The sequence below is a fragment of the Campylobacter concisus genome, assembly GCF_002913945.1.
GTDB classification, from domain to species: domain Bacteria; phylum Campylobacterota; class Campylobacteria; order Campylobacterales; family Campylobacteraceae; genus Campylobacter_A; species Campylobacter_A concisus_P.
Window position 1 is genome coordinate 1 of sequence record NZ_POZK01000035.1, and the last position, 22,054, is coordinate 22,054.

At 37.1% G+C, this 22,054-nt stretch carries 23 protein-coding genes; 4 read left to right on the forward strand and 19 right to left on the reverse strand.

Annotated features, from left to right (window positions below):
- The 15 genes from rimM to CYP64_RS07675 form a co-directional block, all read right to left on the reverse strand.
- A partial coding sequence (gene rimM / locus CYP64_RS07605) for a ribosome maturation factor RimM (protein ID WP_103649286.1) occupies positions 1 to 413 on the reverse strand: 413 nt, incomplete at its 3' end.
- On the reverse strand, positions 406 to 648 hold the full coding sequence (locus CYP64_RS07610) for a KH domain-containing protein (protein WP_103649287.1): 243 nt from the start codon (positions 646 to 648) through the stop codon (positions 406 to 408). The genes rimM and CYP64_RS07610, both read right to left, overlap by 8 nt.
- Complete coding sequence (rpsP, locus tag CYP64_RS07615) at positions 648 to 875, reverse strand: 30S ribosomal protein S16 (protein WP_009293992.1); 228 nt, start codon at positions 873 to 875, stop codon at positions 648 to 650. The genes CYP64_RS07610 and rpsP overlap by 1 nt, the downstream gene beginning before the upstream one ends.
- A 72-nt stretch (positions 876 to 947) precedes the next feature.
- A complete protein-coding gene (gene ffh / locus CYP64_RS07620) occupies positions 948 to 2,288 on the reverse strand; it encodes a signal recognition particle protein (RefSeq protein WP_103649288.1) in 1,341 nt (446 codons plus the stop codon).
- 62 nt (positions 2,289 to 2,350) lie between these two features.
- Positions 2,351 to 3,109: an RluA family pseudouridine synthase gene (locus CYP64_RS07625; RefSeq protein WP_103649289.1), complete on the reverse strand. Its 759-nt coding sequence runs from the start codon at positions 3,107 to 3,109 to the stop codon at positions 2,351 to 2,353.
- A complete protein-coding gene (waaA, locus tag CYP64_RS07630; protein ID WP_103649444.1) occupies positions 3,106 to 4,242 on the reverse strand; it encodes a lipid IV(A) 3-deoxy-D-manno-octulosonic acid transferase in 1,137 nt (378 codons plus the stop codon). Before waaA ends, CYP64_RS07625 begins: the two co-directional genes overlap by 4 nt.
- Positions 4,243 to 4,250: 8 nt before the next feature.
- Entirely contained in the window at positions 4,251 to 4,958 is a 708-nt protein-coding gene (locus CYP64_RS07635; protein WP_103649290.1) for a zinc ribbon domain-containing protein, read from the reverse strand.
- Between the two features lie 16 nt (positions 4,959 to 4,974).
- On the reverse strand, positions 4,975 to 5,697 hold the full coding sequence (locus CYP64_RS07640) for a Nif3-like dinuclear metal center hexameric protein (protein WP_103649291.1): 723 nt from the start codon (positions 5,695 to 5,697) through the stop codon (positions 4,975 to 4,977).
- 6 nt (positions 5,698 to 5,703) lie between these two features.
- Positions 5,704 to 6,564, reverse strand: coding sequence for a glycine--tRNA ligase subunit alpha (gene glyQ, locus CYP64_RS07645; protein WP_021090594.1), 861 nt, complete (start codon positions 6,562 to 6,564; stop codon positions 5,704 to 5,706).
- Positions 6,565 to 6,582: 18 nt separating this feature from the next.
- On the reverse strand, positions 6,583 to 8,121 hold the full coding sequence (locus tag CYP64_RS07650; protein ID WP_021091050.1) for an AbgT family transporter: 1,539 nt from the start codon (positions 8,119 to 8,121) through the stop codon (positions 6,583 to 6,585).
- Between the two features lie 5 nt (positions 8,122 to 8,126).
- On the reverse strand, positions 8,127 to 8,546 hold the full coding sequence (locus tag CYP64_RS07655) for a GyrI-like domain-containing protein (protein WP_103649292.1): 420 nt from the start codon (positions 8,544 to 8,546) through the stop codon (positions 8,127 to 8,129).
- A gap of 3 nt (positions 8,547 to 8,549) precedes the next feature.
- On the reverse strand, positions 8,550 to 9,023 hold the full coding sequence (locus CYP64_RS07660) for a DUF3972 domain-containing protein (RefSeq protein ID WP_103649293.1): 474 nt from the start codon (positions 9,021 to 9,023) through the stop codon (positions 8,550 to 8,552).
- A gap of 12 nt (positions 9,024 to 9,035) precedes the next feature.
- A complete protein-coding gene (gene purE / locus CYP64_RS07665; RefSeq protein WP_103560332.1) occupies positions 9,036 to 9,530 on the reverse strand; it encodes a 5-(carboxyamino)imidazole ribonucleotide mutase in 495 nt (164 codons plus the stop codon).
- Entirely contained in the window at positions 9,527 to 10,786 is a 1,260-nt protein-coding gene (locus tag CYP64_RS07670; RefSeq protein WP_103649294.1) for a peptidase U32 family protein, read from the reverse strand. The genes purE and CYP64_RS07670 overlap by 4 nt, the downstream gene beginning before the upstream one ends.
- A complete protein-coding gene (locus tag CYP64_RS07675; RefSeq protein ID WP_103649295.1) occupies positions 10,786 to 11,544 on the reverse strand; it encodes a chemotaxis protein in 759 nt (252 codons plus the stop codon). Before CYP64_RS07675 ends, CYP64_RS07670 begins: the two co-directional genes overlap by 1 nt.
- Before the next feature lie 135 nt (positions 11,545 to 11,679).
- On the opposite strand from CYP64_RS07675, the gene CYP64_RS07680 reads away from it, so the two are divergent.
- From CYP64_RS07680 to CYP64_RS07690, 3 genes are all read left to right on the forward strand, one after another.
- Positions 11,680 to 12,459, forward strand: a complete 780-nt coding sequence (locus CYP64_RS07680; protein ID WP_103649296.1) for a histidinol-phosphatase — start codon at positions 11,680 to 11,682, stop codon at positions 12,457 to 12,459.
- An 88-nt stretch (positions 12,460 to 12,547) separates the two neighbouring features.
- On the forward strand, positions 12,548 to 13,978 hold the full coding sequence (glnA, locus tag CYP64_RS07685; protein ID WP_103649297.1) for a type I glutamate--ammonia ligase: 1,431 nt from the start codon (positions 12,548 to 12,550) through the stop codon (positions 13,976 to 13,978).
- Between the two features lie 316 nt (positions 13,979 to 14,294).
- On the forward strand, positions 14,295 to 15,932 hold the full coding sequence (locus CYP64_RS07690) for a DNA polymerase III subunit gamma/tau (protein WP_103649298.1): 1,638 nt from the start codon (positions 14,295 to 14,297) through the stop codon (positions 15,930 to 15,932).
- Here the strand turns inward: CYP64_RS07690 and ccoS are convergent.
- Positions 15,919 to 16,161: a cbb3-type cytochrome oxidase assembly protein CcoS gene (ccoS, locus tag CYP64_RS07695; RefSeq protein ID WP_103649299.1), complete on the reverse strand. Its 243-nt coding sequence runs from the start codon at positions 16,159 to 16,161 to the stop codon at positions 15,919 to 15,921. The two genes, CYP64_RS07690 and ccoS, sit on opposite strands and share 14 nt — an antisense overlap.
- Positions 16,161 to 18,542 carry a heavy metal translocating P-type ATPase gene (locus CYP64_RS07700; protein ID WP_103649300.1) on the reverse strand — a complete coding sequence of 794 codons (2,382 nt, stop codon included), beginning with the start codon at positions 18,540 to 18,542 and terminating at the stop codon, positions 16,161 to 16,163. The genes ccoS and CYP64_RS07700 overlap by 1 nt, the downstream gene beginning before the upstream one ends.
- A 289-nt stretch (positions 18,543 to 18,831) precedes the next feature.
- Here CYP64_RS07700 and rho point away from each other — a divergent pair, with 289 nt between their 5' ends.
- Complete coding sequence (rho, locus tag CYP64_RS07705; protein WP_103649301.1) at positions 18,832 to 20,172, forward strand: transcription termination factor Rho; 1,341 nt, start codon at positions 18,832 to 18,834, stop codon at positions 20,170 to 20,172.
- Between the two features lie 222 nt (positions 20,173 to 20,394).
- Here rho and CYP64_RS07710 read toward each other — a convergent pair whose 3' ends face one another.
- Both CYP64_RS07710 and nusA read right to left on the reverse strand, forming a co-directional pair.
- Positions 20,395 to 20,874, reverse strand: a complete 480-nt coding sequence (locus CYP64_RS07710; protein WP_103649302.1) for a GNAT family N-acetyltransferase — start codon at positions 20,872 to 20,874, stop codon at positions 20,395 to 20,397.
- Positions 20,874 to 21,977 (reverse strand): transcription termination factor NusA, encoded by a 1,104-nt coding sequence (gene nusA / locus CYP64_RS07715; protein WP_103649303.1) that lies wholly within the window; start codon positions 21,975 to 21,977, stop codon positions 20,874 to 20,876. The genes CYP64_RS07710 and nusA overlap by 1 nt, the downstream gene beginning before the upstream one ends.
- Positions 21,978 to 22,054 lie beyond the last annotated feature (77 nt).

The window sequence follows — 22,054 nt, forward strand, 5'->3', positions numbered from 1 at the left end:
AAAGTAAGCTCTTCGTCTGTTTTTATGTATAAAAGTGAATTTGCAAAATTATCTTGAATATCTTCTACAATACCCAAAATTTCACCATTTTCTATAACTTTTAAGCCAATAATATCAAACTGAAAAAATTCATTTTTTTTTAATTTACAGTTTTTTCTAGTGAGCTCTTTTGTTATATATATAGTTCTATTTACAAGCGCTTTAGCAAGATCTAAGTCATTAAAATTTTCAAACAAAACCAGTTCTTTTTGTCTATTGTAGTCTTTTATGATCAGCTGATAATTGTTTTTGTCAAAAAAGGTTGCACCTTTTTTAAACTGTTCTGGGAAGTCGCTCTTATTGTGAAGCTTTAAGTAGCCCTTTAAACCAACACATCTTCCGATGGTAGCGACTTCAACAATATCACTATTCAATAGCTTTTACCGTTACTCTATAGCTTGTATTATCTTTGGCTTTACAACCAATAATAACGGTCTTTATAGTGTTTATCATTTTGCCATCTTTGCCGATAAGTTTTCCCGTATCAACCTTATCAGCACTTATAATTATCTCAGCAAAATTTTCACCAAGTTCCTGACGATCAACACTTACTTTATCAGGAAAATCAGCAATTAACTTAGCGTATTCGTATAAAAAATTTTTAACCATTATTTTGTAATTTGTGCAACTCTATCGCTAAGTTTAGCACCAACGCTTTTCCAGTAATCTAATCTCTCTTTGTTGAAATTTATAACATTTGGCTCAACCATAGGGTTGTAATAGCCAATACTTTCTATCCAGCCACTATCACGTCTTTTTCTACTATCTGTAACAACTATACGATAAAAAGGTCTTTTCTTACGTCCCATTCTTGTTAGTCTTACTACTGTTGCCATATTATATTTCTCCTCTTGTTTTTAAATAAAGCTTAAATTTGGATAACAAATATCCAAATTTAAACTCTTTTATCAAACAGGTCTTTTAAGATTTGCTTGAGAAAGCATATTTACAAGTCCTTTTGCTCCACCTTTTCCTGAAAATTTCTTAGCAAGTTTTGAGGCATTTTCAAACTGCTTTAAAAATCGATTTACCTCTATCTGAGAAAGTCCAGAACCAGCCGCTAAACGTCTTTTTCTACTATTATTCAAAAGTTCAGGATTTTCACGCTCTTTTTGCGTCATAGAGTTTATCATAGCCTTAATATGTAAAATTTCTTTTGAATTATCAAGATCTATATCTTTTATCTGATTTGCAATATTTGAAAGACCAGGTATCATCCCCATCAAAGACTTCATGCTACCAAGCTTTTTAACGCTTTCCATTTGATCTAAAAAGTCATTAAAGTTAAACTGACCTTTTTTTATCTTTTGATTTAGGCGTTTTGCCTCTTTTTCATCGATAATAGTCGATGTTTTCTCCACCAAAGTAGCTAAGTCACCCTCACCCATTATACGGCTTACAATGCGGTCTGGTATAAAACTCTCGATATCAGCTACTTTCTCGCCGGTACCGACAAATCTAAGTGGAATATTTAGCTGTTTTGCAATACTAATAGCTACGCCACCTTTTGAGTCAGAGTCAAATTTAGAAAGGATAACTCCAGAAATTCCTAAAATTTCATTAAAACTTGTAGCTGTTTTTACTGCGTCTTGACCACTCATAGCGTCAGCCACGTAGAAAATTTCATGTGGATTTATCGCATTTTTTATATCTTTTATCTCTTGCATCAACTTCTCATCAATTGCAAGACGACCAGCAGTATCCACTAAAAGCACATCATAAAGACCACTTCTTGCTTTTTCTAGTGCTTCTTTTGCTACTTTTATAGGATTATTTTCATTTTCTATAAAGAAAAGATCAATCTCATTTGCAACGCAGAGCTGTCTTAGCTGCTCAACTGCCGCTAATCTTTGCAAGTCACAAGCCGCAACTAAAACTTTTTTCTTTCTTAGTTTTAGATAGTTTGCAAGCTTGATAGTTGTCGTTGTTTTACCACTACCTTGCAAACCAGCCATCAAAACAATGGTCGGTGCAACTGGCGCATAGACAAAGCCTTGGTTGCCAGGAGCTGTTAAGATAGTCGTTAAATTTGACTTGATCGCATCCAAGAAATTCTTTTGACCAACGCCAGTTTGCTTTAATTCGCTTTCGATAGACGCGAGTAGATCTTTTGTGACTTTATGATGAACATCAGCTTTTAAAAGAGCCTTTTTGAGCACGTCAAGTGCGTTTTTTAGAGCTTTTTCGTCATCTACAAAACGTATCTTGCTAACGGCTAATCTAAAAGACTCGCTAATTTGTTCGAACACTAATCACCTTTCCAAGTTGTTATTAAAGGGCGTATATTACTAAATAATTTCTTTATTGCTCTTTAAATTTCAAATTTATTAGATAGCTCAAATCCAAGAGTATTAAATTCTTTTGGGATCAGCGCTTTAAATTTATAGTTTAAAAGAGCGATAGAATAGGCATGTAAAAACATTCTATTTGCCCTATTTTTGCCGTATTTTTCATCGCCAACGATAGGTAAATTTAAGCTAGCCAGATGCACTCTTATCTGATGTGTCCTGCCTGTTTTTATAGCCACTTTTACCAGTGTTTTTTTACCCACAACCATGAGCGGTGAAATTTCACTGATCGCCTCTTTACCATCTTTTGAGATCTTTGAAATGGCGCCATTTTTATTTTTTATCGTTAAGATCGGCTCATTTACGACCACTTCCTCGCTCATGATGCCCCTAACTGCGGCCACGTAAATTTTCTCAACCTTCATCTTTTTAAACTCATTTATAGCAAGGCTCGCAAAATCGTCATTTTTGACAAGAAGTAGCACGCCGCTTGTGTCCTTATCGAGTCTATGAAGGAGTGGAAATTTATAAATTTGACTGATTTTTTCGCTAGTCACGGCAGCTGGCTTACTAATGGCTATCAAATTTTCATCTTCAAAGATAACGCTTGGCTTTGGCATCTCTTCGACACCAAATTTAGTATTTTCACTCATTAAAGCACGAGCGATCATCACCTTTTGCCCCTTGGCATAGACTAGTCCACTGTCGATTAGTTCCTTTGCCTCGTTATTTGAGATGTTTTTTTGTTTGGCTAAAATTTTATATGCTTTTTCTTCACTCATAAAGTGCTCCTTATATCTTCTATGATCGCATCAGCGCTTGCTTGCACGGCTATCCTGCTCTTTTTGGCCTCACCATCCATTATGCCGACAATCTCGCTAGCTTTTGCAATATAGATGTTTTCAACTAGGCTAAATAACGCCTTTTGGTTAAATATAAACTCGCCGCTGATTATCACTGGGTTAAATTGTGCACACTCGATTGGATTATGGCCGCCGATATTTGGCACAAAACTGCCTCCAAGCACGACTATATCGCTAATAGCATAAACATTTACAAGTTCACCAAGAGTATCAAGTAAATTTATCTTTGCTTCAAATTTATGTGTTTGGCTAAATTTCGCAAAACAAAAGCCATACTTTTTAGTGTATTCGGCTGCTAACTTTTCCACTTCTGAAAATCTCTCAGGGTGGCGTGGTGCGATAATTAAAAGATCGTTTTCTTTTAAATTTAAATTTTCTAAAATCATCTCTTCTTCGCCAGCATGCGTGCTTGCTAGCACGATCACTCTAGCTTTTGGTTTTTCATAAATTTTACTCACACTTGGCAAAAATGCAGCTTTTATATTGCCAGTGACCTCTATTTTACCTGCTCCAAGTGACTTTAGGCGCTCTTTATCAAGCTTGCTTTGGGCGTAAATTTTATCTATAAATTTAAAAAGATATCTGTAAAAAAAACCAAATTTTAAGTAGCTTTTGTAGCTTCTATCTGAAATTCTAGCGTTTATCAGTATCACGCGGCTGCCTTTTAGCTTTGCCATGAAAACTAGCATAAGCCAAAGCTCAGCCTCAAAAATTACTAAAATTTTGCTCTTTTTTAGCCAAAATGGCAAGAAAATTTCAAACGGTAAAAATCTCGCGTTAGAGCAAATTTTACTTGCCGCTTCAAAGCCTGTATTTGTCACCACGCTTATAGCTTTACTATCAAATTTTTGCATCAAAGGCTTGAGTGCTTGCACCTCGCCAAATGAGCAAGCGTGAAAATGTACATCTGCGTCTTGAAATTTTGGATTATTAAATAGAAAAAAACGTGCCGGAATCGACTTATGATACTTTTTTTTAAAACTTAAAAAAAATAAAAAGATAGCCCCAAATAGATAGAGTATTGAGGCTAGAAAGTAATATATTATTATCACGAAATGTGTTATTGCTCTTGTTTGTATAAAATTCTGCCACAATGCGGACATGTAACGATATCTTCGCCCTTGAGAACAGCAGAGAAAGTTTTATCGTTTATCTGCATAAAGCAACCATAACAAGCTTGTTTTTTTACAGGAACAACAGCTGTATTGTGAGCCCATTTTCTAATTTTTTCATAAAATGCGAGAATTTTTTGATTCATAGTGGCGATAAGCTTGTCTTTTTTGGCATAAACTTCTTCACGTTCTTTCCCGATATTTTCAAGTTCAGATGAAGTTTTGCTTTTTATATTTTTTAAATTCTCTTCAAGTTCAGCTTTTTTTGCACCAAGCTCATCTTTTTGACTATTTTTACTATCTATTAGCTTCTCAAGTCTAGCGATCTCTTCATTTGCAGCCTCAAGTTGCTCTTTTGCAATATCTTCTTCAAGACTTAGAGCTTTTATCTCCTTTTCGCTTTTTGCGCCTGAGCTTTTTTTAGCCACATCTTTTATTTTTGCACTAAACTCGGCAATATGAGCATTCGTACCTGATTTTTGAGATTTTAAGTCATTTACCTCTTCATCTAGTCTTTCTATATTAACCGTTATAGTTTCGCACTCTTCTTCTATATTTTTATAAGCCTTTTCTATATCCTGAATGCGTGGTATAAAGCCATCTATTTGTTTATCAAGGTCAGATAATTCAACTAATTGTTGTAAGTATTTATTCATAATGTTTCCTTTTTTGTTAGCAATATGTAAATGGATTTTTAGAATTGCGTATTATAACTTCAATTTTCAGATTTTGCAAATATTTTGCTAAAAAATCACCAAAATAACGTTCACTTTCATAGTGATTTATATCGATTAAATTTAGCCCGTTTTCCTTTGCATAAAGAGCTTGGTGATACTTTAGATCGCCTGTCAAAAAGGTATCTGCTTTGACTTCTTGTATGAGATCTCCGCCACTTCCAGTGCAGATACAAATTTTAAAAATTTCATCTTTTGCATGAACTACTCTTAAATTTTCTAGCCCAAGTTTTTCTTTTACAAATTCACAAAGCTCGCTAAATTTCATCTTCACATCAGTATAGATCAAAAAGCCCTCTTTGCTTGAAATTTCAAACCCCAAAACCTGCATCACAAATTTTTCATTTAAAAATGCAAGGTCAGCATTTGTGTGAAGCGAGATGAGCGAGATATTTTTTATCATCATCTCTCTTATGAGTGAGCTTGGATAAAGGCTGTAGTCTAGGCTCTTTAGCCCCTTAAAAATGAGTGGATGGTGAGTGATGATGAGCGAATTTGGCAAGACATTTTGCAAAAGTTCGCTATCCAAATCAAGACTTAGATAAATTCGCTCAAATTCGCTATCAAATGAGCCAACTTGAAGGCCACTATTATCCCAAGACTCTTGGCTCGCAAATGGACAAATTTCATCTAAAATTTTATAAATTTCAGCTATTTTCATAAAATTTTACTTTTGTTCTAGGCTCTCTTTATAAGTTAGCGCACACTCCTTGGCCAGCTCGCGGATTTTTAGGATGTAGTCTTGCCTTTGCGTTACGCTGATCGCCCCACGCGCATCAAGGACGTTAAATGTGTGAGCCGCAAGCATGCAGTAGTCGTAAGCTGGCAGTGAAATTTTAGCCTCTAAGCAGCGTTTGCACTCGTTAAATGCGTTTTCAAACTGGTTAAAAAGCATATCTACGTTTGCTACTTCAAAGTTATATTTACTCCACTCATACTCACCTTGTTTGTGAACGTCGGCGTAGGTTACGATATTTCCATCCCTATCATCCCAAACGATGTCGTAGACGCTATTTACATCTTGTAGATACATGGCCAAACGTTCAAGGCCATATGTTATCTCACCAGAGATCAGCTCGCATGCGATGCCACCCACTTGTTGAAAATAGGTAAACTGAGTCACTTCCATGCCATCTAGCCAGACCTCCCAGCCCAGTCCCCAAGCACCCAGCGTCGGGCTCTCCCAGTTATCCTCGACGAAGCGGATGTCGTGATCTTTTAAATTTAACCCAAGCTTTTCAAGGCTTTTTAGATAAAGCTCTTGGATATTTTCTGGACTTGGCTTTATGAGTACTTGAAACTGATAATAAGCGCCTAGGCGGTTTGGGTTTTCGCCGTATCTGCCATCAGTAGGACGGCGGCTTGGAGCTACATATGCAGTCGCCCACGGCTTTGGTCCGAGGCTTCTTAAAAAAGTCGCCTGATGATAGGTGCCCGCACCAGCTGGCATGTCGTATGGTTGAAGTATCACGCAGCCTTGCTCTTGCCAATAGTTTTGAAGGGTTAATATTATTTGTGAAAATGTCATTGCTTTCCTTTTAAAATTTTACTTTACATAGTGTATAACTGCACCAGGTCCTAGCGGTAGATCAAAAATGTACCAAAACGACATTAGTGCTGTCCAAGAAATTAAAAATGCAACCGTATAAGGAAGCATAATAGAAACAACTGATCCGATTTTTAACTCTTTATTGTATTTTTGCATAAAAGCTACTATCAAAACAAAAAATGGCATCAAAGGCGTTATGATATTTGTAGTAGAGTCGCCTATTCTAAAAGCAGCCTGTGTAAGCTCTGGCGAGAGTCCAAGATTCATAAACATTGGTACAAAAATCGGAGCCATCATCGCCCACTTTGCAGAATCAACAGCTATAAATAAATTTATAAAAGCGATCAAAAAAATAAAAACTATAATAAGACTAAGTCCAGTTAATCCGACCTCTTTTAGAAAAATAGAACCTTTTATAGAAAGCACTAGCCCAATATTTGAGGTATTAAAAAGATATGTAAACTGGGCTGCAAAAAATATCAAAACCAAAAATCCTGATAGCTCAGAAATAGATTGTTCCATAAATTTTATGGCGTCATTACTGCTTTTTATACTCCTGGCGCCTACACCGTAAGCTACGCCTACTACTATAAAAAGCAACATCATAAAAACAACAATAGAATGCATAAAAGTAGATTTCATAAAGCTTTCATTGCCTTTTGCTCCAAATAAAGAGCCTGAAGGCAAAATAGCCACAAGCAATAAAATCACAAAAACGATCAATGCTATTAGCGAAAATTTTAAGCCACGTTTTTGCTCTGCACTTATCTCGCTATGCTCTTTTAGGCTAAAATCACCCAAAAAATCAAATTTGCCAAGCCTAGGCTCTACGATTTTATCCGTTACAAACCACCCAACAAATACGATCAAAAATGTCGAAACGATCATAAAATACCAATTTGCAGTTGCTAATACTACATAATCTGGATTTAACACGCTAGCTGCTTGCATAGAAAATGCCGCAAACATAGGGTCATTTGTACCGATTAATAAATTTGCCGACCAGCCACCGCTAACACCAGCAAAAGCAGCAGCTAGTCCAGCAATTGGATGGCGACCAAATCCAGCAAATAAAATAGCTCCGAGCGGGATTAGCACAACATAGCCAACCGAGGAAGCAACATTTGACATTACGCCAAGGAAAATAACGATTGGAGTTACCCATATTTTGGAAGATTTTAAGGCAATCTTTGTCATAAGTGCTGACAAAAGTCCGGACTTGTCTGCGATACCAATACCTAGAATAATCGCAAAGACTACTCCCAAAGGATAAAAATTAGTAAAATTTTTAAGCACAGACGAAACAAAAGATCTAAGACTATCAGCAGAAAGCAAATTTATAACATTTGCATTAAGTTGTGATATTTGTCCATCTTTGATAGCCTGATAGCTTACACCAACGCCCATCTTTTCTAATACAAACGATATTATTATCGTAATAATCGAAAGATAGATAAAAAGCATAGTTGGATTTGGCAATTTGTTACCAAAATTTTCGATAAAACTCAAAATTGAACTATTGTTTTTTTTATTCATTTTTTCTAACCTAAAATAGATATAAAAATTTTTATCTCGTCGCTGCTGTAAAGCTCAAAATCTGTTTCATAGGCTCTTTTTAGCTCGCTACTTTCAAAATATCTCCAAATTTCACCCCAAAATTTTGCAACATTTTGTGGCTCATTTGCAAAACTAAAAAGAGCGTATTTTCCACTTTGTATCTTTAAATTTTTATCACATTTTTGTCCTAATCTTTTGCCGATAAAGTTATCGTAATGTCCATTAAAATCGCTTTCGTAATTACAGTAAACGCTATAAATTTCACTCTTGCCATCATAGTACTCACTCATAAATTTAGACCATAAAGCCGGAATTTTACCCTTGCCGTCTATCTCATCTTCATTTTTAGTGCGAGTTTTTACTCCGTAAATTTTAAAACTATCCTCTAAATTTATAATCTTCATAAACTACTTTTGTCCGTTAAAATTTTCAACCGCTTTGTTCCACATTAGTTTGTATTTTCGTTTTAAAAATTCAACTTCATCTTGTGAAATTTTAAGCTGTTTTGTGAGCGTCTCAACTGTTTTTCTATCTTCGTCATAGAGCTCTTGCATCGAAATGAGCGCCTCTTTTAAAAATTTATTCTCATTTCTTAAGGTCTCAAGCGTCTCATCCTTTGCGTCAAGCACCTTTTCGTGTAAATTTAATATCGTTCCGATCGTCTTTTCAACAAAGCTGATACCATCTTGGCCTTGCGGTTGCATAGATAAATTTTGCGAAACACTAGGCACAACACTCATCGTTCCTTCGCTCGCTTCTATCAAAATTTCTCCATTTTCCTCTTTGGTTTTCAAAACGCCACGATTTATCATATCTTCGATAACTTCACGCTCCAAGTGTACAAGTTTGCAAAATTCATCAACTCCAAGATAGGTCTGCACCGCTTCTCCTTTTTACAGTATCACTTCAACCTTTGAAGAGTCTTCCTCTAAGGCCTTTATCTTCGCCTCTCTGTCAGCTTTTAGAGCACTTGCTAGACTATCATCTTCAAGCGCTAAAATTTGCACCGCCAAATAGGCTGCATTTATCGCTCCAGCTTTTCCGATAGCTAAGGTTGCCACTGGCATACCACTTGGCATTTGCACAGTTGAGTAAAGTGCGTCAACACCGCTAAGAGCCGAGCCAGCCATTGGTATGCCGATCACTGGTTTTGTTGTATTTGCAGCAATCGCACCAGCTAGGTGAGCCGCCATACCAGCAGCTGCGATGAAGACTTTTGCGCCCTTTTTCTCGGCATTTGCGACGTATTCGCTAGTTCTTTTTGGGCTTCTGTGGGCTGAACTGATTATCAGTTCATATTTTACGCCAAATTTCTCCAGAGTCTTTGCCGCCTCACTAACGATCTCATAGTCACTTTTACTTCCCATTATAATAGAAACAAATTTCATATTTTCTCCCTTAAAAAACTAAATTTTGGCAGCTTAACGCCGAGGTTTATCTCATTTTCATTGCCACTATGAATTTCACTCATAACCTTACCTTTTTTGGTGATGAGCTGCTTAAAATTGATAAATTTCTTGCCCTCTTGTGAATAAACCTTTGAGATTTCATTTTCACTATCTTCTATAACCGATCCAGTAGGAGCCACGATCTCATAGCTATTGCCTGGAAAAATTTTATATTTGCACTTAAAAAACTCGCCATCTTCGCTTATTGCATTTACCTGATGTGTGCCTTCTTCTAGACTGCTAACATGATTTTGTGTATCGGTTCGCTCATAAGGTCTATGCACCAAATAACCATCCGTAAAGCCGCGATTTTTCAGCGTATTTATCTCATTTTCATAAATTTGTGCGTTAAATTTATCATTTAACGCATCATCTATCGCCATTTTATAGGCTCTAGCCGTGCAAGCTGCGTAGTATTCGCTTTTTGTGCGGCCCTCTATCTTGAAGCTATCAATGACGCCACTATCAACGATCTCTTTGATGTGTGAGATGAGGCAAAGATCTTTTGAGTTCATAATATGAGTGCCGTTTTCATCCTCTTCTAAGCGGAAAAGCACGCCACTCTCTTCGTTTTTAGCGTAAAGTTCATACTTAAACCTGCAGTCGTTGGCACAGCTGCCGCGATTTGACATACGCCCACTTTGCACTGAGCTTACTAAGCACCTACCAGAATAAGCAAAGCACATTGAGCCATGTACAAAAATTTCGATATCAAGAGTTGGAATTTCTTCTTTTATCTTTATGACATCTTTTAAGTTCATCTCGCGTGCTACGACGATACGTTTTGCGCCCATGTCATGATAAATTTTTGCATCAAGCACATTCATGACATTTGCCTGAGTTGAGAGATGTATCTCGATATCAGGAGCGATGGCTTTTGCTAAACTCATAACGCCTGGAGTTGCGATAATAAAGGCATCTGGCTTCATAGCCGAGATAGTCTGCAAGTGCCTTTTTAATGGCTCGATCTGAGAGTTAAAAGGAAAAGCATTTATGGTCGCATAAAATTTCTTTCCCTTTGCATGTGTGTAGTCTATCGCCTCTTTGAATGTTTCAAGGTTAAACTCCCTAGCCGATCTAGTCCTTAGTGAAAAGCTAGCCACCGAGCCATAAACAGCGTCAGCTCCATACTCAAGGGCGATTTTAAGTTTTGTTAAATTTCCAGCTGGAGATAAAAGCTCAGGCCTTTTTAGCACTATTTTTTACCCAAGCTTTCTATCAAGGCTTCAATGTCATCGTTGCTCACAAGATTTTCAGTCGTTGTATCACCTGCGATATGAACAGCTGAGCCAACACGTTTTTCATCGTCTATTTTACCTTCAAACAAGGTATTCATATATTTACTTAGAGCTCTCATAACGTTGATAACACGCTCGATCTTTTGTCTATGAATGTCTTGATACTGCATCATATCCATAGCCATCATTATCTCATCTTGTCCCATTTGTAAATTTCCGATTATGTTATCGATCGTGTCAAGAAGTGCGTTGTTTTTATCCAAAGCTTCGCTAAATGCGGCAATATTTGGAAATTTCTGGCTTAATGTCGTAAATAGTTCGATGTTTGAGTTTATCGCATCCTTTAAGCTATTTGAGTCACTTTCAGCGTCCATAAAAAAGTTATTTATCGTCTCAAGCTTATCAAACATCTGAGTAGCTTTTTCTTCGCTATCTCTAGTCACATCATCAAGCTGATGAACCATTTTGTGGTCTTCTGTTGGTGGTGGTGGTGGCCAAACACCATCTGCACTCACTCTGTAGTTTTCCGCATTCTTTGAATTACTTTCTGATTTTGACTGTGGCTCATCTTTAGTATCGATTGCTTCTGCAACTTCTGTTACCTCGTCCGTATCCTCTTTGACGTCCGCAACCTCTTGGCCAGTATCTTCTTTAGTCTCATCCAACTCATCATCTAGCCCACCTGCCATAAGTGCGTCAAGTTCCTCTTGGGTCATAAAAGCTCCTAATAAAATTTGGCTTGATTATATAGGATTTAAATAAAAAGTAAGTTTAAAAGCAATGCCTTTATCTTTAAATTTATAAATTTTTAGATAGCATTTTTAAAAATAAATGACCTTAAAAGGCTAAAAATGACCGTCGATCTTCACAACCACACGCCACTTTGCAAGCACGCAGTTGGCGAGCCAAGAGAGTATGTACAAAACGCAATAAAAGCTGGCACAAAATACTTTGGCTTTAGCGATCATGCACCGATGAACTACGATGAAGCTTACAGAATGAGCTTTGATGAAATGCAGGGCTATGAAGATGAAATTTTACGTTTAAGAGATGAATTTAGCGGTGAGATAGAAATTTTACTTGGTTATGAGATGGACTTTTTAGATGGCTTTATGGATAAGAGAGTTTTTGCTAGAAAGGTTGATTATCTGATAGGCTCTGTGCATTTTTTTAATGACTGGGCATTTGACAATCCAGAATTTATCGGTGGCTACGAGGGCAAAGACTTGGATCAGATTTGGCAAGAGTATTTTGATCACGTAGAAAGATCGGCCAAGCTTGGTAAATTTGACATTATGGGGCATATCGATCTTTTAAAACTTTTTAAATTTTTGCCAAAAAAGGATATTAGGATTTTGGCTAAAAATGCAGTAAATGCGATAAAAGAAGCAGATTTAGTTGTTGAGATAAATGCCGCTGGCTTTAGAAAGCCTATCGGCGAGCAATATCCAAGCGTAAATTTACTTGAACTAATAGCCGAAAAAGATATAACCATCACCTTTGGCTCAGACGCTCACACAAAAGAAGATATCGGTAAAAATGGTGAAATTTGCGAGCAAATAGCCAGAGATTTAGGTTATTCAAAATGTGCTATTTTTAAAAATAGAGATAGAGAATTAGTAAAATTTTAGATTGGGTTCAAATAAAATATAAATTTAATCTTAAATATTAGGTTTTATGATAGAATACGAAAAATTTAAAAATTAAAAGGAGAAAAAAGTGGGAAAATTCGTCCAAAATATAGATCATTTTTTTGATTTTTGTAAAGAAAATGAAGTCAAATTTGTTGATTTTAGATTTACTGATTTAGGTGGTGCTTGGCATAGCATTAGCTACAATATAAAGGCTGTTACGAAAGAAAATTTCACAAATGGTATCCCGATGGACGCTAGCTCTATGCATGGCTGGCAACCAATCGATAAGAGCGATATGATAATGAAGCCAGAAGCTACAACTGCATTTTTAGACCCATTTACTTCTGATATTACAGTTGTTGTTTTTTGCGATATTTACGACATTTACAAGGGTCAAATTTATGAAAAATGCCCTCGCTCAATTGCCAAAAGAGCAATGCAGTACGTAAAAGATAGCGGTCTTGGTGATGAGGCGTATTTTGGCCCTGAGAATGAATTTTTTGTCTTTGACAACGTCAAAATCATCGATAGCCCAAACTGCGCGATGTATCAAGTAGACAGCGAGGAAGGCGAGTGGAACGATGCTACTGACTTCAAAGATGGCTACAACACAGGTCATCGCCCACGCAGAAAAGGCGGCTACTTGATGACTCAGCCGATAGATAGCATGGTAGATCTAAGAGCCGAGATGATGCAAGTTCTAGAGCAAGTTGGTCTTGAAGTCTTTTTAGGACACCACGAAGTCGCACAAGGTCAAGGCGAGATCGGCGTGAAATTTGGCAATCTAGTCGAAGCCGCCGATAATGTTCAAATTTATAAATATGTCGTTCGTATGGTCGCTCACCTAAATGGCAAGACAGTTACATTTATGCCAAAACCACTTTATGGCGACAACGGAAGCGGCATGCACGTGCATCAATCAGTCTGGAAAGATGGTAAAAATTTATTCTATAAAGAGGGCAACTACGCAAATTTAAGTGATTTCGCAAGATACTATATTGGTGGAGTTTTAAAACACGCAAGAAGCGTTGCAGCCTTTACTAACCCAAGCACAAATAGCTACAAACGCCTAATCCCTGGCTTTGAAGCACCATCTATCCTAACATACTCTAGTCAAAACCGCTCAGCAAGTATCCGCATACCTTATGGCTCAGGTGAAAAGTCAGTTAGGGCTGAGATGAGATTTCCAGATAGCACAGCAAACCCTTATCTAGCCTTTTCAGCGATGCTAATGGCAGGACTTGACGGCGTTAAGCACAAATATGAGCCAGTTGGTCCTATGGATGAAAATTTATTTAAACTTCACCTAGATGAGATTAGAGAGCGTGGCATAGAGCAGCTTCCACACACACTTCGTGGTAGCCTTGAAGCGCTAATTCGCGATAATGAATACTTAAAACCAATAATGACCGATCTTTTCATAGATACCTATCAACACTTTAAATTTGAAACTCAAGTTTGGCCTTACGAAGCACGTCCAACCGCTTATGAGTTTAAAACTTGCTTCTCTTGCTAATCTAAAATTTTGCCTTGGCACACATGCCAAGGCTTTTTATACCAAACACAATACATACAAAAATACAAAATATTTAACATAAAATTTTATGTATTTTTATTATAAATTTTAAATCTATGCAGCTATGGATCATTATAAAAAGGGATATTTTTTATTTTTTTGCAAATGTACTAGAAATTTTATGCAAATCTATAAAAAATTTATCCGCCCTTATTAAACTAAAATAAAAAATTTTAAAGCCAATTAAATATATAAATAATCATAAATTTATGCCTTTTTTTATAAAATCCTTGAACTTTATAAAAAGGATACCGCATTGCAAGCACTAGCTTTAAAATATCGCCCTAAAAATTTCGATGAACTTATCGGTCAAGAAGCAGTTAGTAAAAGTCTTATACACGCACTTGACGAAGGTCGAATCAGTCATGCATATCTATTTTCAGGGCTTAGAGGAAGTGGTAAAACTTCAAGTGCCAGGATATTTTCAAAAGCTTTAGTATGCGAAAAAGGACCTACTTCAAAACCATGTGAAGTATGCCCACAATGCATAATGGCAAATGAGTCAAGACATATGGACATCATCGAAATGGACGCTGCTAGCCACAGAAAGATAGATGATATAAGAGAGCTAATAGAACAAACAAAATATGCTCCGGCAATGGCAAGATATAAAATTTTTATAATCGATGAAGTGCATATGCTAACCAAAGAGGCATTTAACGCTCTTTTAAAAACGCTTGAAGAGCCACCAAGCTATGTAAAATTTATCCTAGCGACGACTGATCCATTAAAACTCCCAACAACGGTGCTTTCAAGAACGCAGCATTTTAGGTTTAAGCAAATAAGCAGATACAGCATCATTAAACATCTTGAGTTTATTTTAAGCAAAGAAGGCATTAGCTACGAAAAAGAGGCACTTGAAATTTTAGCAAGAAGTGGCGGAGGATCGTTAAGAGATACTTTGACACTTCTTGATCAAGCTATCATTTACGGGGCAAATAATGTCACGGCAAATGGCGTAGCATCGATGTTAGGACTTCTTGATCCAGAAAAGATCGAAGAGATAATAGCTCATGTTTTAAATCACGATAAAAATGCCATTAGAGTGCTCGTAAGCGAACTTGAAAGCTACGATCCAGAGATGATAATAGATGAAATTTTGGCAAATTTAAAGCAAAAATTTATAGAAAACGACTCAAAAATTTCTCTACTTGTTTATGAGAGATTTTTTAGGATTTTGGCACAAGCTAAAGGTATGCTAAATGTAAGTAGCGACAATGGCTTTGTGCTAATGCTAATGCTTTTTATGATGATAGAAGCACTAAATTTACAAGATATCGATGACGCTATAAATGAAGTGATCTCAAAAAATAACGAAAATTCCACTCAAATCACAGAAGTCATTACTCAAAAAAGTCAAGCAGCTCCTGCTAAAATGCAAGGTCCATACGAACTCTTCTTAACAAAAATTTATGATAGAAATTACGATCTTGGCGAGTTTTTTAAAGAATTTGTAGAATTTAGCTTCTTTAATAACAATGAGCTTGGACTGATAGTAAATGCAAAAAATGAAAATCTTGAATATTTTAAGAAAAATTGGAAAATTTTAAATGAGATATTGCGTGCGCTTTTTGGACAAAATGCGAAAATAGTAAATGCAAAGAGTGATGAGCAAAAAGTACAAACTAAGACGCCTAAAGCCTCTTTAGAAAATAATGAAAAAAGCGAACTAGACGAGCTTGATGAGGAAATTTTAAGACTAAATGCAAATAACATTGAAACTAAAAATGAGCCAAAAACCGAGATAAAAAGCGAGCTACAAAACGAAAAAAATAACTTTGCTTTGATGCTAAATAAAGAGCCAAAAACGCCAGAAGAGCTTCAAAGGCAAAGAGAACAAGGAATACTAAAAGAGGCAAATAGGCTCTTTGGCGAGCCAACTATCGAGAGTTAGCCTTATCTTTACTGCTAGCCTCTAGCCTCTTTTTTAGAGCTTCTTTTTTGCGAAGTTCGAGCGCGTAAGCTTCATTTAGCGCATCCTCGTCGTCCAGGTTTGCTCCGTCTAAAAATTTTCGGTAGTCCTCAAATTGATTATTTTTTATCCCCCAAAGCACGCCAAAAAGCAAAAATGCTCCCATCAAAACTGAGATAAAAACTAGCATCGCAAGTGTCACGCTATCCATTATTTTTCCTTAAATTTTCTAACAATATAAAGCGAGTTTAAGATAACACTTAGCGAGCTAAGCGACATAAAAAGCGCAGCAAATAGCGGAATGACGTAGCCACATACGGCAAATGGCAGAGCAAGAACATTATAAAGAAGACAAAAGAGCAAATTTTGCTTTATCGTTTTGTAAGTAAATTTCGAGATTTTTATGGCCTTTGCTAGACTTTTTAAACTATCATCAAGTAGCACTACATCGCTTCTTTCTAAGCTTATTGCCGCCCCGCTTCCCATACAAATGGCAACATGAGCAAGGCTAAGCGCTGCTGCGTCGTTTATGCCATCCCCTACCATTAGCACCTTTTTGCCCTGCTCTTTTAGTTCGCTTATAAATTTAGCTTTCGTTTCAGGCAACATCTCTGCTCTAAACTCACTCACGCCAAGCTCATCTGCCACGTTTTTTACCACTTTTTGCACGTCGCCACTTAAGATACACACTTTCATGCCAGCGCTCTTTAGCTCGTCTATCAAGGTCTTTGCCTCGGGCTTTACACTATCTTTTAGGTAAAATTTCGCCACTAACTCACCATTAAGCCCCACAAAAAAGCTCACATTTTCTTCAGCTTCATCAAAGCTAATACCATTTTCAACTAAAAATCGCTTGCTTCCTGCATAAAATTTCTTACCTGAAATTTCAGCCTCAACACCCTTTGCCACGCTTAAATTTGTATTTTTAAGCTCTATTTTCCTTGCACCTTTTTGCTTTAGAAATTTAGCCACTGCCACGCTTATTTGATGATTTGATATAAGAGCTAGCGAATAAATTTCATCTAAGCTTATGCTCTCTTTTATGAAAAAATCACTAACTTCAAATTCTGCCTTTGTGAGCGTGCCAGTCTTATCAAAGACCGCTACATCGCACTTTGCAAGGCTTTCAAAAAATTTAGCCTCTTTAAAAAGCACTCTATTTTTAAAAGCCACACCAAGAGCGCAAACACTGCTAACTGGCGTGGCAAGGGCAAGCGCACAAGGGCAAGCGATCACGATGACGCTAACAGCCGTGACAATAGCTTCTGAAAAGCCAAATTTAAAGCACCAAAACCAAAATGTAAAAAATGCTAATGTCAGCACGCTAAGAGAAAATTTAGAAGCGATTTTATTGACTACTAGCTCGATATTTGGCTTTTTTAGCTCAGCAGTTTGGAGCAAATTTATAAGCTGATTTAGATAAGAATTTTTAAAAATTTCCTTTGCTTCATAGATGATTTGTCCATTTTGGCAAATGACGCCACTTTTTACCTCTTGCCCCACTCCCAAGGTCACAGGCAGGCTCTCTCCCGTTAGACTTGAGCTATCCACGCTTGCCTCACCACTAAGCACCACTCCATCAAGTAGCGCCCTCTCGCCAGATCTTAGCACAATCTTTTCGCCCAAATTTACATCTCTTGGCTCTTTTAAAACATCCTTACAATCTTCTAAAATACACACTTTTGCAAGCAGCATATCATTTAAGAAATTTGAAGTCTCAAGTGCCTTTTTCTTGCCCAAAATTTCTAAAAATTTACCGATAAAAACAAAGGTGATGATCATTGCAACCGAGTCAAAATAGCTCTCGCCACTCCTCGTAAACATCGCAAAAATGGAATAAATATAGGTAATGCTAGCTCCGGTGATAACGAGCAGATCCATATTTGGCGAAGCGTTTTTTATGGCTATCTTTGCCCCTTTGAAAAACTCGCTACCAGTATAAAAAAGCACAGGCGTCGCTAATACAAACTGCGCAAAGCTTAAAATATCTTTTATATCGCCTCTTATGCCGCTAAAATACCCACTATACTGAGCAATGGCTAGCCACATAATGTTCATCGTAGCAAAGATACCAACTAGCGCTTTTGTGTAAAATTTTCTTCTTTTCTTGGCTAGTTTGTCCTCTTTTTGACTCGTAGCATATGGCTTTGGGACGTAACCAATGGCATAAATTTTTTCAATTATTTGCTCTATTAAAAGCTCCTGCTCATCAAAAACAATGACCGCTTTTTGATTAAGCGAGTTGATATTTACCTCCAAGACGCCAGGTAAGTTAAAAAGTGCCTTTTCAAGTAGCCAGATGCAAGCTGAGCAAGTGATGCCCTCAATTAAAAATGAAATTTGACTAAACTCGCCCTCTTTTGTCACAAGCTCACTAAAATTTGCCGCTAAATTTTTGATATTTAAACCGTTGCTTGCCGGTGTAAGTGTATTTTTACCAAGACGTTCATAAAACTCGCCAAGGCCATTTTCATTTAAAATTTCATAAACACTTTTGCAGCCAGCGCAGCAAAATTTAAGTCCGCTTTCATTTGAGATCATCACGCTTTCATCAAATTTTAATCTACAATGAGCACATCTACTTTGTGGCATTTTTACTTTCTTTTATCTAAAATTTTTACCAATATTATTGCATCACATGCCTATTACACACCATATAAATTTATGGTAGGCAAACTGCAAAAATAGGCACAAATTTCTTCTTTTATTATCTTTATAAAATGGCGAGATTATAGCAAATCAACCATTTTTGAGCAAAAATTTTATTTTATACTATTTCTTGACAACAAAGTTTTATTTTTATAAAATGCCAAAACTTTCAAAAACTTCTTTTTGAAACTTAGAAATTCTGCAAAATTATCCCCGCATTTAAAGAGGAAATATGGAAAATAACCAAACCGAGCAAAGTGCTGCTCAAAACACAAAAACTACAAAAAAGTATCAAGCATCAAGAACACACATACCAGTAGATGGACACAAGATCGAAGAGCTAAGAACGCTTAGCTTAGATGAGCTAGTACAGATCGCAAATAGCGTCGGTGTCGAAAATCCACGCGAATTTCGTAGGCAGGATTTGATATTTGAGATACTAAAAACCCAGACAAAACAAGGCGGCTTTATACTATTTACTGGAATTTTAGAGATCACAAATGAAGGTTATGGCTTTTTAAGGGCTGTCGATGCGAATTTAAGCGACAGCTCAAATGACGCATACGTCTCAAACTCACAGATCCGCAAATTTGCACTTCGCGTGGGCGACATCATCACCGGCCAAGTAAGAGAGCCAAAAGATCAGGAAAAATACTACGCCCTTTTAAAGATCGAAGCGGTAAATTACATGCCTCTAGCAGACGCAAAAGAGAGGCCACTCTTTGACAACCTAACTCCACTTTTTCCAACTGAAAAGCTAAATTTAGAGTATGATCCGATGAAGCTAACTGGCCGTGTGCTTGACCTTTTCACTCCTATTGGCAAGGGTCAGCGCGGCCTCATCGTCGCACCCCCAAGAAGCGGTAAAACCGAGCTTATGAAAGAGCTAGCTCATGGCATCGCCAAAAATCACCCAGAAGCCCAGCTCATGGTACTTCTAGTCGATGAGAGACCAGAAGAAGTTACAGATATGCAGCGCTGCGTAAAAGGCGAGGTATTTAGCTCGACGTTTGACCTACCAGCACTTAATCACGTCCGCGTAGCAGAGCTAGTCATCGAAAAGGCAAAACGTCTAGTTGAGATGGGCAAAGACGTCATCATCTTGCTTGATAGTATAACACGTCTAGCACGTGCCTACAACACAGTGACTCCACCAAGCGGCAAGGTGCTAACAGGTGGCGTGGACGCAAACGCACTTCACAAGCCAAAACGCTTCTTTGGTGCAGCTAGAAACATCGAGCATGGAGGCTCACTAACCATCATCGCAACCGCGCTAATCGACACTGGCTCACGCATGGATGAAGTGATATTTGAAGAGTTTAAAGGCACTGGTAACAGCGAGATCGTACTTGATCGCAACATTTCAGACCGTAGAATTTACCCAGCTATCAACGTGCTAAAATCAGGCACAAGAAAAGAAGAGCTACTTCAAAAACCTGATGAGCTTCAAAAAATTTGGGCTATCCGCTCTGCGATCGCCACAATGGACGACGTCGAAGCGCTTAAATTCTTATATGCAAAAATGCTAAAAACAAAAGACAACAAAGAGCTTCTTTCTATCCTAAACGAGTAAATTTAACTGAGCTTAAAGTAGTTGCTTTAAGCTTAAATTTAATTAATAGCCTTACTTAATTTACACACAGTTAGTATTTCAGCCCAGAAAAACATCTGAGAAATTTAAATGATAATTTTAACAGTAATGTTTAAATTTTACTTCATTAGTCTCGCAACCTAGCAATATAATAAAACAAAATTATATAAAAATTTATGCAGTTTTTAAAAATGATTTTTAGGGCTATAAATTTACTAGCTTTTCTAAATTTTCACCGTCCAAGCGGTAGTTTCTCCATTCAAGAGATTGATTTGTAGCACCCATACTTTCATAAAATTTAATACTTGGCTCATTCCAGTTTAGGCAGCACCACTCAAGCCTTTTTAAATTTTCATCCTTACAAATTTGAGCTAGAAATTTAAAAAATGCCTTGCCTATACCTTGATTTCTAAACTCTTTTTTGACGTAAATATCCTCAAGATAGATCCCACCAAGCCCCAAAAATGTAGAAAATGTGTAAAAATAGATAGCATATCCTATCGCCCTGCCCTCGCTTTCGCAGATAAGGGCTTTTGTGTGATTTTTATTAAAGATAGAGTCTACAAAAATTTCATTAGTAAAAGTGACTTGATCACTCATCTTTTCATAGCTCGCAAGCTCTCTTACAAGCTCACAGATCACGTCTATATCAGCTCTCGTTGCTTTTCTTATTTGAAATTTCATTAGTTATCACCAAAGAGTGCTTTTAGATCTTTAACCATTTCGCCATTTTCGCCGCTGCTGCTAGTTTTTGAGCCAAGCTCATTTAGCTCGATCTCATAGCCAGTTAGCATGCTTGCAAGGCGGATATTTATGCCATTTTTACCGATCGCCTTGCTCTTTTGCTCGCTCGCAAGTGTAACAATCGCTTTGTTTTCCTCAATCTTTACCGATGTGATAATAGCTGGTCCCATCGCACGAGCGACAAATATCGCCGGTTCTGCCGCATACTCGATCGCGTCAATGCTTTCGTTGTGAAGCTCTTTGCTTACGGCATTTATCCTAACGCCCTTTGTGCCGACTGTTGCGCCGACTGGATCGATGTTTGGAGTAGTTGAGATGAGTGCTACTTTTGCCCTTTCACCAGGAATCCTAGCACTTCCTTGAATGATAATACCACCGTCTTTTATCTCAGGCACTTCAGAAGTCAGCAGTGCTTCAAGAAATTTTGGTGAAGTTCTTGACAGCTCGACCTTTATGCCTAAATTTTTATCTGTAAAGACTTTTCTAATAACAGCTTTTACCACGTCACCAACTTTAAATTTCTCGCCTTTTATACGGTTTTTGCGTGGCAAGATGGCACGAAGCTCGTCTATCTCGATAAATGTGTTTTCGTCATTATCGACTCTAACAACTGGTCCAAAGACCATGTGGCCGCTCATCTCATTATATTTTTGTAAAATTTTCTCTTCAACTAGGCGCTGGATGTGATACTCAAGCTCCTTGTGAAGCGTTTGAGCTGCGGTTCTGCCAAGGTTATCAAGGCTTAGCTCGTAAGTGAGCTCATCTCCGATCTCTACGCCACTGTCTATCTTTTTAGCCTCTCTTAAGCTTAAAAAGTGCTCATTATCCTCTTCAAGCCTCTCATCGTCGTTTGCTACGATTGAAATTTTTTGATAAAGCTTTAAATTTTTATTTGCATCGATACTCACGTCATATTCATAATTTTCGCCATAAACTCTTTTTGCAGTGTTTATCAAAGCTCTTATAACGCGCTCTTTTACATCTTCTATCTCTAAATTTTTCTCATTTGCAATTGACTCGATGATATCTGAAATTCTTTCCATTTTTTCTCCATTGTAACGATAAATTTCGGGGATTTTTCGTGAAGTTTTGAAATTATACATAAGCCATACTTTTAATA

Bases quoted from the DNA above. Each gene is read 5' to 3' on its own strand.
- CYP64_RS07635 (WP_103649290.1), bottom strand. From the start codon at position 4,958: ATGAATAAATACTTACAACAATTAGTTGAATTATCTGACCTTGATAAA.
- CYP64_RS07710 (WP_103649302.1), bottom strand. From the start codon at position 20,874: ATGAAATTTCAAATAAGAAAAGCAACGAGAGCTGATATAGACGTGATC.
- glyQ (WP_021090594.1), bottom strand. From the start codon at position 6,564: ATGACATTTTCACAAATAATATTAACCCTTCAAAACTATTGGCAAGAG.
- CYP64_RS07625 (WP_103649289.1), bottom strand. From the start codon at position 3,109: ATGAGTGAAGAAAAAGCATATAAAATTTTAGCCAAACAAAAAAACATC.
- CYP64_RS07655 (WP_103649292.1), bottom strand. From the start codon at position 8,546: ATGAAGATTATAAATTTAGAGGATAGTTTTAAAATTTACGGAGTAAAA.
- nusA (WP_103649303.1), bottom strand. From the start codon at position 21,977: ATGGAAAGAATTTCAGATATCATCGAGTCAATTGCAAATGAGAAAAAT.
- CYP64_RS07700 (WP_103649300.1), bottom strand. From the start codon at position 18,542: ATGCCACAAAGTAGATGTGCTCATTGTAGATTAAAATTTGATGAAAGC.
- CYP64_RS07675 (WP_103649295.1), bottom strand. From the start codon at position 11,544: ATGACCCAAGAGGAACTTGACGCACTTATGGCAGGTGGGCTAGATGAT.
- CYP64_RS07640 (WP_103649291.1), bottom strand. From the start codon at position 5,697: ATGAAAATAGCTGAAATTTATAAAATTTTAGATGAAATTTGTCCATTT.
- purE (WP_103560332.1), bottom strand. From the start codon at position 9,530: ATGAAATTTGTTTCTATTATAATGGGAAGTAAAAGTGACTATGAGATC.
- CYP64_RS07680 (WP_103649296.1), top strand. From the start codon at position 11,680: ATGACCGTCGATCTTCACAACCACACGCCACTTTGCAAGCACGCAGTT.
- rho (WP_103649301.1), top strand. From the start codon at position 18,832: ATGGAAAATAACCAAACCGAGCAAAGTGCTGCTCAAAACACAAAAACT.
- ccoS (WP_103649299.1), bottom strand. From the start codon at position 16,161: ATGGATAGCGTGACACTTGCGATGCTAGTTTTTATCTCAGTTTTGATG.
- CYP64_RS07610 (WP_103649287.1), bottom strand. From the start codon at position 648: ATGGTTAAAAATTTTTTATACGAATACGCTAAGTTAATTGCTGATTTT.
- CYP64_RS07650 (WP_021091050.1), bottom strand. From the start codon at position 8,121: ATGAATAAAAAAAACAATAGTTCAATTTTGAGTTTTATCGAAAATTTT.
- rpsP (WP_009293992.1), bottom strand. From the start codon at position 875: ATGGCAACAGTAGTAAGACTAACAAGAATGGGACGTAAGAAAAGACCT.